The organism is Halococcus sp. PRR34 (assembly GCF_028617175.1).
GTDB classification, from domain to species: Archaea; Halobacteriota; Halobacteria; order Halobacteriales; family Halococcaceae; genus Halococcus; species Halococcus salifodinae.
Window position 1 is genome coordinate 42,272 of record NZ_JAQJDA010000009.1, and the last position, 13,685, is coordinate 55,956.

Genomic DNA, 13,685 nt, shown 5'->3' on the forward strand with positions numbered 1-13,685 from the left:
CTGCCGTCAGCCGACCGACTCCGCTCGGTTATCGTCGACCTCGGCAACGGGGCGGCCCCCCGTCGCAAGCGATCCGCCCCGGTCGAGCGGTCGACGGCAATCGATACGTGCATGAGAGTCGCTATCGAGAAGCGGACATGGAGCCGATCGAGGGAAGCGACCATCACGACATCGTGCGAGTGAGCGAGCCACGACTCTCGCCGGACGGCGAACGGGTCGCGTTCGTTCGGCGGGTACCGAAGGACGAGGAGTCCGTCGCGGCCACGATCCACGTCGTTCCCGCCGACGGCGGAGGCGATCCGCGACAGTTCACCCTCACGGACGGCGTCGACGCCGAACCACGCTGGTCGCCGTCGGGCGATCGCCTCGCGTTCGTCTCGACACGAGGCGACAGCGACCGGCCACAGCTCTGGGTCGTCCCCGTGGACGGCGGCGAGGCCCGACAGGTGACCGACGTCCCCGGTAGCGTTTCCGCCCTCTCGTGGGACCGCGACGGCGAGCGGATCGCGTTCGTCCAGTCGGTGACCGTCGACGAGCGCGAGGAGGAGCGTGACCTGCACGGCGACGAACGCACCGTCCCGGACCCGAAAGTGCTCGACCGACTGGTGTACCGGGCCGACGAGCGCTACTTCGACGGGACCCGGAGTCACGTCTACGTCGCCGATCTCGAGGGGAACGTCGAACGCGTCACCGACGGGGAGTACGACTACGGTTCGCCGGCGTGGAGCGACGAAACGCTCTACGTCACCGCGAAGCGAACGGACGATCCCGACGACAACACGATCGTGGACGTGTTGGCCCACGACCTCGCCACGGACGAGGTCGAGACGGTGTTCCAGACCAACGAGTGGATGCCGACCATCGCCGTCACCGACGACGACCGGATCGCCTACACCCACACGCCGGCCGAAATGGGGGCAATGGGCCAGACCGACCTGCTGGTGTACGACCGCGCAAGCGAGACGACGGCGACGCTCACCGAGAACCTCGATCGCACGGTCGAGACGCCGACGATCACGTGGGGCCGCGAGGCAGAGTCCGTCTACTTCGTCACGCCCGACGAGGGCGCGTTCGCCGTCCGCCGCGCGAACGGCGACGGCAGCGGTGACGTCGAAACGGTCGTCACGGACGGTCACGTCACGGGCGTGACGGCGGGCGGTGGGCGGGTCGCGTTCGTCCGGAGCGAATGGGACCACCCCGGCGACGTGTTCGTTCACGAGGGATCGGACACGACCCGGCTGACGCGGGTGAACGAGGCGTATCTCGCGGATCACGCCATCGGCGAACCCGAGCCGGTCCGGTTCAAGGCCGACGACGGGCCGACGATCGAGGGGTGGGTGCTGACACCGCCCGATATCGCCGACCAGAAGGCCGACCGATCGTCCGACGCCGACGAACCGTATCCCTTGATAACCCAGATTCACGGCGGGCCACACGCGATGTGGACGGCGGCGGGGACGATGTGGCACGAGTTCCAGACGCTCGCCGCCCGCGGGTACGCCGTGTTCTGGTCGAACCCGCGAGGATCGACGGGGTACGGACAGGCGTTCACCGCCGCGATCGAGCGCGACTGGGGGGCAGTGACGATGGCGGACGTTCTCGCCGGTGTGGAGCAGGTCACGGATCGCGCGGACATCGACGGCGAGGAGTGTTACGTCACCGGCGGCTCGTTCGGCGGGTTCATGACCGGTTGGATCGTGGGCCACACCGATCGATTCCGGGCCGCGGTCGCTCAGCGCGGCGTGTACGACCTGCTCTCGTTTTACGGATCGACGGACGCGTTCAAGCTGGTCGAGTGGGATTTCGACACCACGCCGTGGGAAGAGCCCGCGTTCCTCTGGGAGCACTCGCCCGTCGCCCACGTCGATGCGGTCGACACCCCGACGCTTCTGATCCACGCCGAGGACGATTATCGGGTTCCAGTCAACAACGGCGAGATGTTCTACCTCTTCCTCAAGAAAAACGGCGTCGACACCCGGCTGGTGCGCTACCCGCGCGAGGGCCACGAACTGTCGCGCTCGGGCGAACCCGCCCACGTCGTCGACCGGATCGAGCGGATCGCCCGCTGGTTCGACGGCTACTCCGCACGCGTCGACGCTCCCCGCGCACTCGACCGTGGTGACGAGGGGCTCTCGACCACCGACGACGAGGACTGACCACCGGCTCGAAGCGCGATCGTCGGAGGACGTCTCTGCCTCCTCGCTGTGAGGGGGTTCGTCCCTCGAACGAACGACACGTAGAGCCAGTTGGTGCTCACGCGGTGATGTCGTCGATGCGTCGGGGTTCCCCCGACAGCGCCGGGTCGGGTTCGACGATCTGGAGCACTTCGTGGTCGGTGATCTCGGGATAGGGTTTGTCGACGGCGTCCTCGACGAGCGCGCGATCGAGCCGGAACTCCGTTCCCTCGTAGCTCACGTCGACACCCTCATCGTCGAACGATAGAACAGTCATGACCGAGGTTCGTCGCTCGCCGGTAAAAATCGCTCGTCCCGACGGGCGGTGGCCGGCCGTGGCCGGCAGACGGATTGGATTTATTACGCACCCCCACCGAACCGTCGGTGTGTCGCTCCGCTCGGACCCGCTCGCCGCGCTCGTCGTCCCCGATGGCACCACCGTCGAGGAACACGCCATCGTGACCGAGACGGACGTCATCGTCGGCGCACAAAGCGAGATCGCACTCGGCGTCCGCGGCCGGAACGTGATCGCCGGCGAGCGCGTCACGATCGCCGGTGACGTCGAGGCCGAGGCTGACTGTCGTCTCGACACCTGGTGTGAGATCGGGGGGAACGTGCTCGCGGGCGCGGACGCCTACATCGGCGAGCGCGTCACCATCGACGGCCAGCTCGTGGTCGCCGGCGATCTCGACATCGGCGACGACGTCACGATCGAGGAGGGGTTCGACGCCAACGGCTGGATCGTGATTCGCAACCCGGTCCCGACGCTCGTCTTCCTCTTCACCTATCTCACCCATCTCCTCCACATCGGCGAGGAGGACATGGCCGAAGACGTGGTCGCGGAGGTGTTCGACGAAGAGGAAGCAGAGCCGCTCGTGATCCCGCGCAACGCCGACGTGACCGACGACGCGTGGCGGGTCTCGACTCCGGCGGAGGTCGGGGCCGACTGTCGCCTCCACGGCAACCTCCGTGCGGCGTCGATCACGGTCGACGAGCGTAGTGAAGTGTTCGGCAGCCTCCGGGCGCGCGAGTCGATCGTGGTCGAGAGCGAAACGACGGTCCACGGCGACGTCACGACCCGTGGTGGCGCAGTCGAGGTCGCCGCCGACGCCCGGATCCGCGGCGATATCGCGTGCGAACAGCTCCGTCTCCACGAAGGTGCGGTGGTCGAGGGCGCGATGCGCGCTCGCGGCGAGATGACCATCGTCCGCGAAGAAAACCCGCTCGCAATCGCTCCCGAATCGGACACCGAGACGGCTACCGGAGCCTCCGAAGCCGCCGAGGACCGATCGCCGTCGACCGAACCGGGTGCGGACGCCGAGGTGGAGGCGAGCGAGCCCGACGAACCGGCCGAGCCGACTGATGGCGCGGACCGAACTGACCTGATCCAGGCGATCGAACCGATCGACGCTCCCACAGCGAGCACGGAACGCACCGCCGACGAGGAGGAATCGGAACCGTCGAACGAAGACGAATCGGCGGCGACAGACCACGGTGAAGCGAACGCGGCCGACGAGGAGCCATCGGAGCCGGTGATTCGGGAGGCCGAACCCGAGGCGAGCGAGTCCGCGGAACCGGCGGCGGACGATTCCGAGGGATCGGGAACGAGCGATCCGGAGGCATCCGAAGAACCGAAAGGCAGTTTCACACCGCCCGAGTAGGCGCGCCATGCTCTCGCTCGCGCTCGCCGGCAAGCCGAACGCCGGCAAATCTACCTTTTTCGAGGCGGCGACCATGACCGAGGTCGACGTCGCCAACTACCCCTTCACGACGATCGACGCGAATCGCGGGGTCTCGTACGTGCGTACCGACTGCCCCTGTCTCGACCGCGAGGAGCGCTGCGGCAACGAACACTGCCGCGACGGCAAGCGGTACGTCTCTGTCGAGCTCCTGGATGTCGCGGGGCTCGTCCCGGGCGCACACGAGGGACGGGGGCTGGGCAACCAGTTCCTCGACGAACTCACGACCGCCGACGTTATTTTGAACGTGGTCGACGCCTCCGGCGGGACGAACGCCGAGGGCGAGCCGGTCGAAGTCGGCGATCACGATCCCGTCGAAGACGTGGATTTCGTCGCGAGCGAGATCGAGCGATGGCTCGCGGGGATCGTGGCGCGCAACTGGGAGACCGTCGAGCGCGGGTCGCGCTCGCCCGGCTTCGCGATCGACGACCACCTCGCGGAGCTGCTCTCGGGTGTGGGCGCGAACGAGCCGGCGATCGCGGCGACGCTACGCGCGCTCGACTATCCTGACGACCCGCGCGAGTGGACCGACGACGACCGCCTCGCGCTCGCCCGCGAGATTCGAGCGCGAACCAAACCCCTCGTCGTCGTGGCGAACAAAGCCGATGTCGCGCCCGAGGGCAACCTCGATTCGCTGGCCGCGGCCGCCGAGCGCGCGATCCCGGCGACCGCGGACGGCGAACGCGCGCTCCGGCGCGGGGCCGAGGCGGGCGTGATCGACTACGATCCCGGCGATAGCGAGTTCGCGGTCGGCGACGGCCTCTCGGCGAGCCAGCGTGCGGGACTCGAAACCGTCGAGGACGTCATCGAGGCGTACGGCGGGACCGGCATCCAGCGCGCGCTGAACGAGGCGGTGTACGACCTGCTCGATCACATTACTGTTTACCCGGTCCAGAACGAGTCGAAGTGGACCGACGGCCAAGGGAACACCCTCCCCGACGCCTTCCTCGTCCCCCGCGGATCGACGCCGCGCGACCTCGCCTTCGCAGTCCACTCGGACATCGGCGAGGGGTATCTCCACGCCGTGGACGCACGCTCGAACCGGGAGATCGGCGACGACCACGAACTCGCGGAGGGCGACGTGGTGAAGATCGTGAGCACCGCGAAGTGACGCGACGATGCCCGGTCCGTGGGCCGAACCGGCCCGTCAGTTCATCACTTCGGCCGTGTCGATCCCGACGACGATCCCCGCATCGATGTCGTCGGTAGCGCGGTCGTCGTCAGCCGCCGCGAGCAGTCGCTCGGTCTGTTCGGTGTGGGCGTGCTGTGCGGCCGTCGCGAGCCGCGAGTCGAGGTCGTGTTCCTCGCGAAGGGTCTCCCACGCCCCCGCATCGACGACGTAGCCGCGAACGCCGTCGACGGTCACGTACTCGTACTCGCGTTCGTAGGTCGAGTGCGACCCGAGCAGCGAGGCGTTGAGAACCACGAGCGCACCGACGAGCCCTTCGCGGGGAACGTTTTCGGCTTCGGCAACGTCATCGACCACATCGGCCTCAATCGGCGTCTCAGCCGCTTCATCCGTGCCACCGTCGGTCGTCCGCGTGTCGGCCGTCGAACCGTCGTTGGAGCGATCGTCGGTCATCCACGCCCGGTTCGTGGGGGGCGTCTTTCGGTGTTGTGGTTGCATAGTTCGGATCGGTCCTCTGCGCTGGTTCTGAAAGCGATCGCAGAGTGGTCCACACTCGCACGAGACAAATGAAAACCGCGGGCCACTCCCTCCCCAACCGATTCCTTCGCCTCACCCCGTTCGGCTCAGTCATCCCTCGCACGCGAGTCGCGCGCCGATAAACGGCGCGCAGCCGCGCGCCACCGCAATCGGCTGGCCGGGCAGCGTGGTGTTCGCCAACCGTTCGTGCGTCACACGAGCGGCTGGAACCACACGGCGAAAAAGAGGAGTCCGAGGAACACGTAGGAACCGCGCATCAGCACCTCGGTCGCGCGCCGCGGTTCGAGCCGCCGAGTCGTCGCGGCGACGACGGCGAACGCGACGACTGCGAGGCCGGTGCTCGGCGGAAACACGCCAGCGATTGCGCCCACGAGCACGCCCACGAGCGCGAGCGCCACGAGGCCGTAGGCGACACGACGCGCGCGCTCGCGGCCGAGCACCACGGCGACGGTCCGTTTGTCGATCGAACGGTCGTAGGATCGGTCCTTCGCGTCGTCGATGACTTTGATCCCCGAGAGGAGCACGAGGAAGACGGCTGCAAACGCGAGCGCCGTCGTCGAGAACGCGCCCGCTTGCACGTAGTACCCACCGAGGATCGAGAGCGCGATCCCGACCGGGTAGCCCGCGGTCGCGCCCACGGGATGCATGTCGAGCTGGGGCGCGTGAAGGTAGCCGACGAACCACGCTGGCAACGTGACGAGCGCCGCACCGGGCCCGATCACGATCCAGAGCCAGCCGAGACACGCCGCGAACCCGCCGGTCGCGAGCGCGAGCCCCAGCCGACAGCCCCCCACCGTGAGCGGGTGGTCGTCGTCCTCGCCTCGAACGTGGAAATCGACGTAGCCGTCCTTGACGTGGGCGGTGTAGACCGCACAGAACATCGCCGTCATGTGGACGATACTGGCGACTGGCGAGATACTGGGAGCGAGTGCCGCGCCGAACCACGACGCCGCGAGCGGTGGGAGCATGAAAACCGGGTGGACCTGCGAGGCGAGCGCGGCGAGATCGGCTCGTGTTCCCTGCTCGTGGCGTGCGATAGCCATACAACCACGTTCGGGTCCCCATCACATAGGTGTGCGGCCGGAGTGTGGCGTTTCGACGCCACAGCGGTCGTGGTCGAACACGCGTCGATTCCTGACAAGCGCGCTCCTGTCGGCGTATCAGTCGTTGGACGCGGGGTCGGGCGATCGTTCCTGATCGGGACCAACCATCGCGTTCTCGCGGAGGTCTGCCTCGATGTCTTCGAGCGAGCGACCCATCGTCTCGGGAACGCGCGAGTAGATGAACACGAACGCGAGGAGGCAGAACCCACCGAGCAGCCAGAACGAGGGCCCCTCGCCGAGCCGGTTGATCAGCGGGAGGAAGGTCAGCGCGACGAGGAAGTTCGCTCCCCAGTTGAAGACGCTGGCGACACCCTCCGCGGTCCCGCGGATGCGAAGCGGGTAGATCTCCGAGATGAGCAGCCAGAACACCGGCCCGAGACTGATCGCATAGAAGCCGACGTAGCCGATCATGCTCCCAAGCGTCACGTAGCCGACGACGCCCGACAGCCCCGGCAGGAAGAAGCCGAGTCCCAGTATCCCGAGCATCACCGTCATCCCGCCAGTGCCCACGAGCAACAGCGGTCGCCGACCCACGCGATCCACGAGGAGGATGGCGACAACAGTCAACAGGACGTTGACCGTTCCGACGCCGACAGTGCCGACGATCGAGGCGATGTCGCCGAACCCGATGTTGCTGAGGATCGTCGGTGCGTAGTAGATGATGGTGTTGATCCCGCTCACCTGCTGGATAACCGCGAGGCCGACGCCGACGATGAGCGCCGGGCGAACCCACGGTTCGAGCAGATCCGAGAGATCGCCTTCCGCCTCGGTTTCGCTGACGTCGCGGATGTGCTCGATTTCCTCGTCGATATCGTCGGTGCCGCGGACGCGGGAGAGTACAGCTCTCGCCTCGTCGATCCGGTCGTTTTCGATGAGCCAGCGCGGGCTCTCGGGCAGGAAGTACGTCCCGGCCGCGAGTATCGCCGCCGGCACCGCCCCGAACCACAGCATCCAGCGCCAGCCGACGATCCCGAGGAACTCGGGCGCGAAGGCGTAGTTGACGACGTACGCCAGCAAGATCCCGATCGTGATCATCAACTGCTGGAGAAAGCCGAGCGCGCCACGGATGTCGGAGGGAGCGGTTTCGGAAATCAACAGCGGGCCAACGATCGACGCGACGCCGACAGCGACACCCTCGATGACTCGCCAGGCAATGAGCCACTCGATCGTCGGCGACAGCGCCATCCCGAACGAGCCGACGAAGAACACGATCGCGCCCGCGAGCGTCAGCCGGCGACGGCCGAACCGATCGGCCAACGTCCCCCCGGTCGCCGCGCCGATCATCGCCCCCACGAGAACGCTGCTGGTGACGACTCCCTCCAGAAACGGCGACAGCGTGAACGTCTGGTCGATGTACAGCAGCGCCCCCGAAATGACGCCGACGTCGAACCCGAACAGCAACCCGTTGAGCGCGGCGATCCCCGCCATGACGTAGACGAAGCTGCTGTGCTCGCGCTCGGCGTTCACCAGCCGATCGGCTATGCCCATCGGTCACCGCCACAGGCAACTGCTGTTCGATCGATACGTTCCGCCCGCAGTCGGTTTCGGTCGCTCCGGTCCGTCGCCGTTCGGTCCGCTCGACCAACAATCACACGGACGATAACTCGAATACGAAGGAATATATTGTGGTGTATCGACCACCATCGATCACGATATTTCGTGGGCGGCGACGCTCGTCAGAGGGGCGTCAGCGACGTCAGCGAACCGCGCTCGCGGCGTCGTTCATGATTTCGAGTGCGTCCTTCAGGTCCTCGATACCGGCGGCGTAGGAGATCCGGGCGTAGCCGTCGCCGCCGTCGCCGAACGCCTCGCCGGGCACGACGACGACGCCGCGATCGAGGCACTCGTCGACCCAGCCATCGGGGGCCTCAGGCATGGCGTAGAACGCGCCCTGCGGGGTCGGGGTGTCGAGACCGGCGTCGGCGAGGCCGTCGAGCAGCACGTCGCGGCGCTCCTCGAAGGCGTCGACCATCTCGTGAACCCGGTCTTGGGGGCCAGAAAGGGCGGCCTCGGCGGCGTACTGGGCGGGCGCGCTCGCACAGGCCTGAACGTACTGATGGACCCGGAGCATTCGGTCGATTCGGCGGTCGGAGCCCGCGACCCAGCCGAGCCGCCAGCCCGTCATCGAGTACGCTTTCGAGCAGGCGTTCACCACCACGACGTTGTCCGACTCGGCGAAGTCCATCGGCGAGTAGTGGTTGCCGTCGAAGACGATGTGCTCGTACACCTCGTCGGCAATACAGAGCACGTCGTGTTCGTCGGCGATCCGCGCGAACTCCCGCATGTCCTCCTCCGACTGGACTGCTCCAGTGGGGTTGGCGGGGCTGTTGACGACGAACGCTGCAGTGTCGTCGGTGATGGCCTCCTCCACGGCCGCGGGACTCATCGTGAGGTCCTCGCGGAGTTCGATCGGGTTCGGGACTCCGCCAGCGAGATGCGTGAGGGCGTCGTAGGCGACGAAGCCGGGGTCGGGGAAGATGACCTCCTCACCCGCGCTCACGTGGGCTTCCATCGCGAGGTGGAGCGCCTCGCTCCCGCCCGCGGTCGCGATCACCTGATCCGGGCCGACGTCGAAGGCGTTGTCGCGGGCGTGTTTCTCGCTGATCGCCTCGCAGAGCCCGTCGATCCCCGCGTTCGAGGTGTAACCGTCGGTCGCGCCGCTCTCGATGGCGTCGACCGCGGCCCCCCGGACGTGCTCGGGCGTCGGGAAGTCGGGCTGGCCGATTCCGAGATTGATCGCGTCGCCGCCCGCCGCCTCGAACACCTCGCGGATGCCGCTGATCGCGATCCGATCCACCCGGTCAGAAAAGTCCGTCATAGTTCGACGCGCGGCGGCGAGTCCGATAACTGTTCGTGTTTCCTGTCGGGTCAGTCGGTTTCCTCGCGCAGTATCTCGATGTGGTGTTCGAGCGTCGAGAGGGCGGCGTCGGGGTCGACGTAGCCGTTCTCGTAGTCCTCGATCACCGAGTCAGCCTGGCTCAGGAACGCCTCGACGGCGTCGTCCGTGTCGGTCATGCGCCCGGTAGCTTCGGGCGGTACTTGTGTCTGCTTGTCGCCGGCGAGTGCTGCGGTGCGGCGGCGGTGGCGGTTGCGGGGCGGTGGCGGTTGCGGGGCGGTGGCGGTTGCGGGGCGGTGGCGGTTGCGGTGCGGCACCTGGCGGATGAAGGGCGAGGCGTGAGCGACCGCAGGGAGCGAGTAGCGAACGGAGTGAGCGCGCCGAGGGCTTCGGCGGTGCTGTGTGGTTGCGGTGTGGAGCGGTCGCGGGAAGCGCCAGCAGCCCTACCGCGAACGAGCCGTAGGCGAGTGAGCGGATGTTTTTAGTCGAGGTTTTTGCGAGTAGCGAGGGACGCTCCGCGTCCCTCGTACCGTGCGAGCGGGCCTTCGGTCCGCGAGCAGAGAGCGGTGCCCGCAGCGCGCCGGAGGCGCGCGAGGACACCCGACGTGGTTCGAGAGAGCGAAGCTCTCTCGTCATGCCGAGACGGCTTCGCCGTCTCGTAGCAAAGTAAAAAAGTCGGTGCTTAGTACTTGGAATCCGCGCCAGTGAGGTCGTACACCTCATCCATCAGCGAATCACGGGTTGCCTGCCACGTGTCGAACTCGGTCGGCGAGGAGGGGTAGTCGTCGTAGAGCGCTTTGACCTCGGCGGCCTTGCCCTGGGCCTTGTAGAGATCGTAGAGCGTCTCCCAGTGGCCGTAGGTCTTGAGGATCGTCTTGAGTTTGAGGCCGAGGCTCATCGAGGCGGTGCCCTCCTTGCCGAGTGCGTCGATGATCTGCTGGCTCGGCATCGAAGTCAGGATGCTCACGAGGTCGTCGACGTCGTTCGCGCCGCCGAAGATGTTGTAGACGTCCATCGCGGCGAAGCGCTTGCCGAAGTCACGCATCACCTTGTAGTTGTACTCCCAGAGCTGCTGTTCGCTCACGTCGCCCGACGAGACGGCCTCGACGGCCTTCTTCGCGGCCCAGTGGCCGGCCTTCGCCGCCCCTGGAATCCCGCCGCCGGTGGTGGGGTTGACGTGACCCGCGGCGTCGCCGACCGCCATGAACCCCGGCGCGACCGCCGAGTCGTACGGCCGACGGGTGGGGAGGGCGGCCCCGAGCTTGCTCTTGACCGTCGCGTTCTCGAACTCCGGGCGCTGTCGGAGGTCGTTTTTCAGCACCTCGACCAGCTCCATCGGCGATTTGTTCATCTGGAATCCCAGTCCGGCGTTGATCTCGGTGCTGGTTCGGGGGAAGTACCAGAGATAGCCGAGCTCCTCGGTGGGTTTGAACACGAGCGAGTCGTCCCAGTCGACGGGTTCGTCGACTTCGACGACCTCGCGGTAGGCCGAACAGAACTGCGAGTAGTTGACGTTGGTGTCGAACGTCGTTCCCTCGAAATCGACTTTGTCTTGGAGGAGGGAGAGTGAGCCCGCGGCGTCGATCACCACGTCGGCCTCGTAGGTCGTCGGGTCGCCTTCGTGGACGGTCTCGACGCCGGTCACGCGGCCGTTCTTCTGGATGACGTCCTTGACAATGGTGTCGCAGTGGAGCTCCGCGCCGGCGCGTTGAGTCTCCTCGATGATCACCTCGCCGTAGCGCTTCCGATCGACGACCGCGCCGTTGCCCGGGAGCGGGACGTCGATGTGTTCGTCGGTCTGTGGGTTCTCGAAACGGGCTTTCGTGATGTGGTCGTTGGTGAACGCCTCCTCGCGGAGATAGTCGAGATCGATCACTTCGGGGAACGTGCTGGTCCCCTTGATCGCGTCGCCGCAGGCGATGTCGCCGACATCGTCCGTGGATTTGCGCTCGACGATCACGGTCGAGACCCCCTCTCGTGCGGCGGTCGCGGCGGCGAACGCGCCGGCGGTCCCGGCTCCGACGACCACGACGTCGTACTGTTCGGCTGTCATTGTCTCCTCCGTTATCCGTCGGATTATAAAAAACGGTCGTCTCTCGGGGCTATCGATCGCCGGCGCGGCTCGGTGGTGACGAAACGGATCGACGACTACATCTCGGGCACAGCCCGCGACTCGTCCTCGCGCTCGCGACCGATGACGAGGGAGTTCTCGATGAGTGTGCCGTGCGCACGGCGGAACCGCTCGGAGAGCGCCTGGTGGGAGATATCGAGTTCGTCGGCGAGATCAGCGACCGAGATTCCTCGAGGTACCTCGTAGAACCCGTGCTCGAACGCCGCGGTCAACGTCGCGGACTGGTCGTCGGTTAGCCCGAACCGGCCGTGGCGCTCGTTGTCCATCTCGTAGATCGTCTCGATGTCGATGTCGAGGTCGTGGTCCTTGCAGAAGGTGTAGCTTCGCGAGAGCGCGTCACGGTCGGGAAACAGGACACGGAGCTGCCAGCGCCCGGCCTCCGACTGTGCGTTCAGGATCGTCGCGCCCTCCTCGGTGATGGCGTGGACCACGAACTGGACCTGGGAGACCCACTCCATCCGGTAGAGCCACTCGTCGTCGAGATCCGAGAGGCGCTCGACGTTGGCCACGCTGGAATCGTCGGTGAAGGCAGCTTCGAGCGCGTCACGATCGGGGGCGGTCGCCCACACGAACGGCATGACGCGCTCGGTCTCGTGGGCGACGACACGTTCGATGTCGAACGTCGCCTCGGGGATCGCTTCGAGAGTCTCGCCGAGCGCGAACGCGGACGCCCCGATCGAGAGTTCGGAAATCGTGCTCATTGAGTGATTATAAACACACGGCTTGCAATAGCTGTTCGGGTGGCTCGACCGTCCGGTCCGTGCCACCGGCCGAACCCGTTCTTTTCAAGTGTCTCAATCCATTACCCGTTCCCAACCCAATGAGCGAGGACTTCTATTCGGTGCTCGGCGTCTCCCGTGACGCGAGCGACGACGAGATCCAGCAGGCCTACCGGAAGAAAGCTGCCAAGTACCATCCCGACGTCTCCGACGACCCGAACGCCGACGAGAAGTTCAAGCAGGCAAAGCAGGCAAAGGAGGTGCTGACCGACGACCAGAAGCGCCAGGCCTACGATCAGATGGGTCACGAACGCTTCGAGCAGGCCGAGAAACGCGGCGGGTTCGACGGCGGCGGTGCGGGTGGCGCTGGCGGCATGGGAGGGATGGGCGGCATGGGTGGCATGGGCGGTGCCGGTGGGATGGGAGGCATGGGCGGCGGAGGTGGCGGTCTCGGCGACATCTTCGAGCAGTTCTTCGGTGGCGGTGCGGGCGGCGGCGGCGGACGCAGCGGCCCGCGCCAGGGCCCCGACCTCCGGACCGACCTCGCGATCGAACTCGAAGAGGCCCACGAAGGGGTCGAAAAGCAGTTCACGGTCGCGCGACCCGAAACCTGTCCCGACTGTGGTGGCTCGGGCCACCCTGACAGCGCCGACGCCGAGACCTGCCCGGAGTGCGAGGGTCGCGGCCAGACCACCCAGGTCCAGCAGACTCCTCTTGGAAGAGTTCAGCAGACCCAGACCTGTCGGCGGTGTGAGGGTGAGGGGACCCTCTACTCCGAGACCTGTTCGACGTGTACCGGCGACGGCCAGATCCGCAACGAGGCGACCCTCTCGGTCGAGGTCCCGCCCGGAATCCGGGACGGCCAGAGCCTCCGGATGGAGCGCGAGGGTGCGCCCGGCGAAAACAGCGGACCCAACGGCGACCTCCTGATCGAGATCAGCATTCGCAAACATCCCGACTTCGACCGCGACGGCGACGATCTCGCCCACCGCGCCGCGATCTCGTTCCCGCAGGCCACCTTCGGCACCACTGTCGAGGTGCCCACGCTCGATGGGTCGGTCGAGATGGATATTCCATCCGCCACTCAAAGTGGAGAAACGTTCCGGCTCGAAGGCAAGGGGATGCCCCGGCTGCGCCGACGTGGCAACGGCGACCTCTTCGTGAAGGTCCAGGTCGTGACGCCCGAGGAGATGAACGAGGAGCAGCGCGAGGCGCTCGAAGCGTTCGCCGAGGCCGGCGGCGAGGAAGTCGAAGTCGCCGAAGGGTTCTTCGAGAAGATCAAGAGCTCCCTCTGAACGACTTTTTTACTGCGGGGGG

Annotated in this window: 12 protein-coding genes; 4 read left to right on the plus strand and 8 right to left on the minus strand. The window is 66.7% G+C overall.

Features of this window, described 5'->3' with window-relative positions; translation table 11 throughout:
- Window positions 1-137: 137 nt before the first annotated feature.
- Window positions 138-2,156: a S9 family peptidase gene (locus PHA81_RS12105; RefSeq protein ID WP_005043025.1), complete on the plus strand. Its 2,019-nt coding sequence runs from the start codon at window positions 138-140 to the stop codon at window positions 2,154-2,156.
- A gap of 97 nt (window positions 2,157-2,253) precedes the next feature.
- Here the strand turns inward: PHA81_RS12105 and PHA81_RS12110 are convergent, their stop codons facing one another.
- Window positions 2,254-2,451 (minus strand): DUF5800 family protein, encoded by a 198-nt coding sequence (locus tag PHA81_RS12110; RefSeq protein WP_005043027.1) that lies wholly within the window; start codon window positions 2,449-2,451, stop codon window positions 2,254-2,256.
- 109 nt (window positions 2,452-2,560) lie between these two features.
- On the opposite strand from PHA81_RS12110, the gene PHA81_RS12115 reads away from it, so the two are divergent.
- Entirely contained in the window at window positions 2,561-3,835 is a 1,275-nt protein-coding gene (locus PHA81_RS12115) for a polymer-forming cytoskeletal protein (protein WP_005043030.1), read from the plus strand.
- A gap of 7 nt (window positions 3,836-3,842) precedes the next feature.
- On the plus strand, window positions 3,843-5,024 hold the full coding sequence (locus PHA81_RS12120) for a redox-regulated ATPase YchF (protein WP_005043034.1): 1,182 nt from the start codon (window positions 3,843-3,845) through the stop codon (window positions 5,022-5,024).
- 36 nt (window positions 5,025-5,060) lie between these two features.
- Here PHA81_RS12120 and PHA81_RS12125 read toward each other — a convergent pair whose 3' ends face one another.
- From PHA81_RS12125 to PHA81_RS12155, 7 genes are all read right to left on the minus strand, one after another.
- Window positions 5,061-5,540 carry a hypothetical protein gene (locus tag PHA81_RS12125; RefSeq protein WP_152424472.1) on the minus strand — a complete coding sequence of 160 codons (480 nt, stop codon included), beginning with the start codon at window positions 5,538-5,540 and terminating at the stop codon, window positions 5,061-5,063.
- Window positions 5,541-5,770: 230 nt separating this feature from the next.
- Window positions 5,771-6,622 (minus strand): UbiA family prenyltransferase, encoded by an 852-nt coding sequence (locus PHA81_RS12130; protein ID WP_273836962.1) that lies wholly within the window; start codon window positions 6,620-6,622, stop codon window positions 5,771-5,773.
- A gap of 117 nt (window positions 6,623-6,739) precedes the next feature.
- On the minus strand, window positions 6,740-8,170 hold the full coding sequence (locus PHA81_RS12135; RefSeq protein WP_005043038.1) for a sugar porter family MFS transporter: 1,431 nt from the start codon (window positions 8,168-8,170) through the stop codon (window positions 6,740-6,742).
- A 208-nt stretch (window positions 8,171-8,378) separates the two neighbouring features.
- Window positions 8,379-9,500 carry a pyridoxal phosphate-dependent aminotransferase gene (locus tag PHA81_RS12140; RefSeq protein WP_005043039.1) on the minus strand — a complete coding sequence of 374 codons (1,122 nt, stop codon included), beginning with the start codon at window positions 9,498-9,500 and terminating at the stop codon, window positions 8,379-8,381.
- 50 nt (window positions 9,501-9,550) lie between these two features.
- On the minus strand, window positions 9,551-9,697 hold the full coding sequence (locus PHA81_RS12145) for a hypothetical protein (RefSeq protein ID WP_005043040.1): 147 nt from the start codon (window positions 9,695-9,697) through the stop codon (window positions 9,551-9,553).
- Between the two features lie 503 nt (window positions 9,698-10,200).
- Window positions 10,201-11,571 carry a geranylgeranyl reductase family protein gene (locus PHA81_RS12150; protein ID WP_273836963.1) on the minus strand — a complete coding sequence of 457 codons (1,371 nt, stop codon included), beginning with the start codon at window positions 11,569-11,571 and terminating at the stop codon, window positions 10,201-10,203.
- A 95-nt stretch (window positions 11,572-11,666) separates the two neighbouring features.
- A complete protein-coding gene (locus PHA81_RS12155) occupies window positions 11,667-12,350 on the minus strand; it encodes a bacterio-opsin activator domain-containing protein (protein ID WP_005043042.1) in 684 nt (227 codons plus the stop codon).
- A 119-nt stretch (window positions 12,351-12,469) separates the two neighbouring features.
- Between PHA81_RS12155 and dnaJ the strand changes: the two genes are divergently transcribed.
- Complete coding sequence (dnaJ, locus tag PHA81_RS12160; protein WP_273836964.1) at window positions 12,470-13,663, plus strand: molecular chaperone DnaJ; 1,194 nt, start codon at window positions 12,470-12,472, stop codon at window positions 13,661-13,663.
- Window positions 13,664-13,685: the final 22 nt, after the last annotated feature.

What these genes read in the sequence shown, in the direction of transcription:
- dnaJ (WP_273836964.1), top strand. Translation starts at nt 12,470, where the DNA reads ATGAGCGAGGACTTCTATTCGGTGCTCGGCGTCTCCCGTGACGCGAGC.
- PHA81_RS12125 (WP_152424472.1), bottom strand. Translation starts at nt 5,540, where the DNA reads ATGCAACCACAACACCGAAAGACGCCCCCCACGAACCGGGCGTGGATG.
- PHA81_RS12110 (WP_005043027.1), bottom strand. Translation starts at nt 2,451, where the DNA reads ATGACTGTTCTATCGTTCGACGATGAGGGTGTCGACGTGAGCTACGAG.
- PHA81_RS12140 (WP_005043039.1), bottom strand. Translation starts at nt 9,500, where the DNA reads ATGACGGACTTTTCTGACCGGGTGGATCGGATCGCGATCAGCGGCATC.
- PHA81_RS12155 (WP_005043042.1), bottom strand. Translation starts at nt 12,350, where the DNA reads ATGAGCACGATTTCCGAACTCTCGATCGGGGCGTCCGCGTTCGCGCTC.
- PHA81_RS12120 (WP_005043034.1), top strand. Translation starts at nt 3,843, where the DNA reads ATGCTCTCGCTCGCGCTCGCCGGCAAGCCGAACGCCGGCAAATCTACC.
- PHA81_RS12145 (WP_005043040.1), bottom strand. Translation starts at nt 9,697, where the DNA reads ATGACCGACACGGACGACGCCGTCGAGGCGTTCCTGAGCCAGGCTGAC.
- PHA81_RS12130 (WP_273836962.1), bottom strand. Translation starts at nt 6,622, where the DNA reads ATGGCTATCGCACGCCACGAGCAGGGAACACGAGCCGATCTCGCCGCG.
- PHA81_RS12135 (WP_005043038.1), bottom strand. Translation starts at nt 8,170, where the DNA reads ATGGGCATAGCCGATCGGCTGGTGAACGCCGAGCGCGAGCACAGCAGC.
- PHA81_RS12150 (WP_273836963.1), bottom strand. Translation starts at nt 11,571, where the DNA reads ATGACAGCCGAACAGTACGACGTCGTGGTCGTCGGAGCCGGGACCGCC.
- PHA81_RS12105 (WP_005043025.1), top strand. Translation starts at nt 138, where the DNA reads ATGGAGCCGATCGAGGGAAGCGACCATCACGACATCGTGCGAGTGAGC.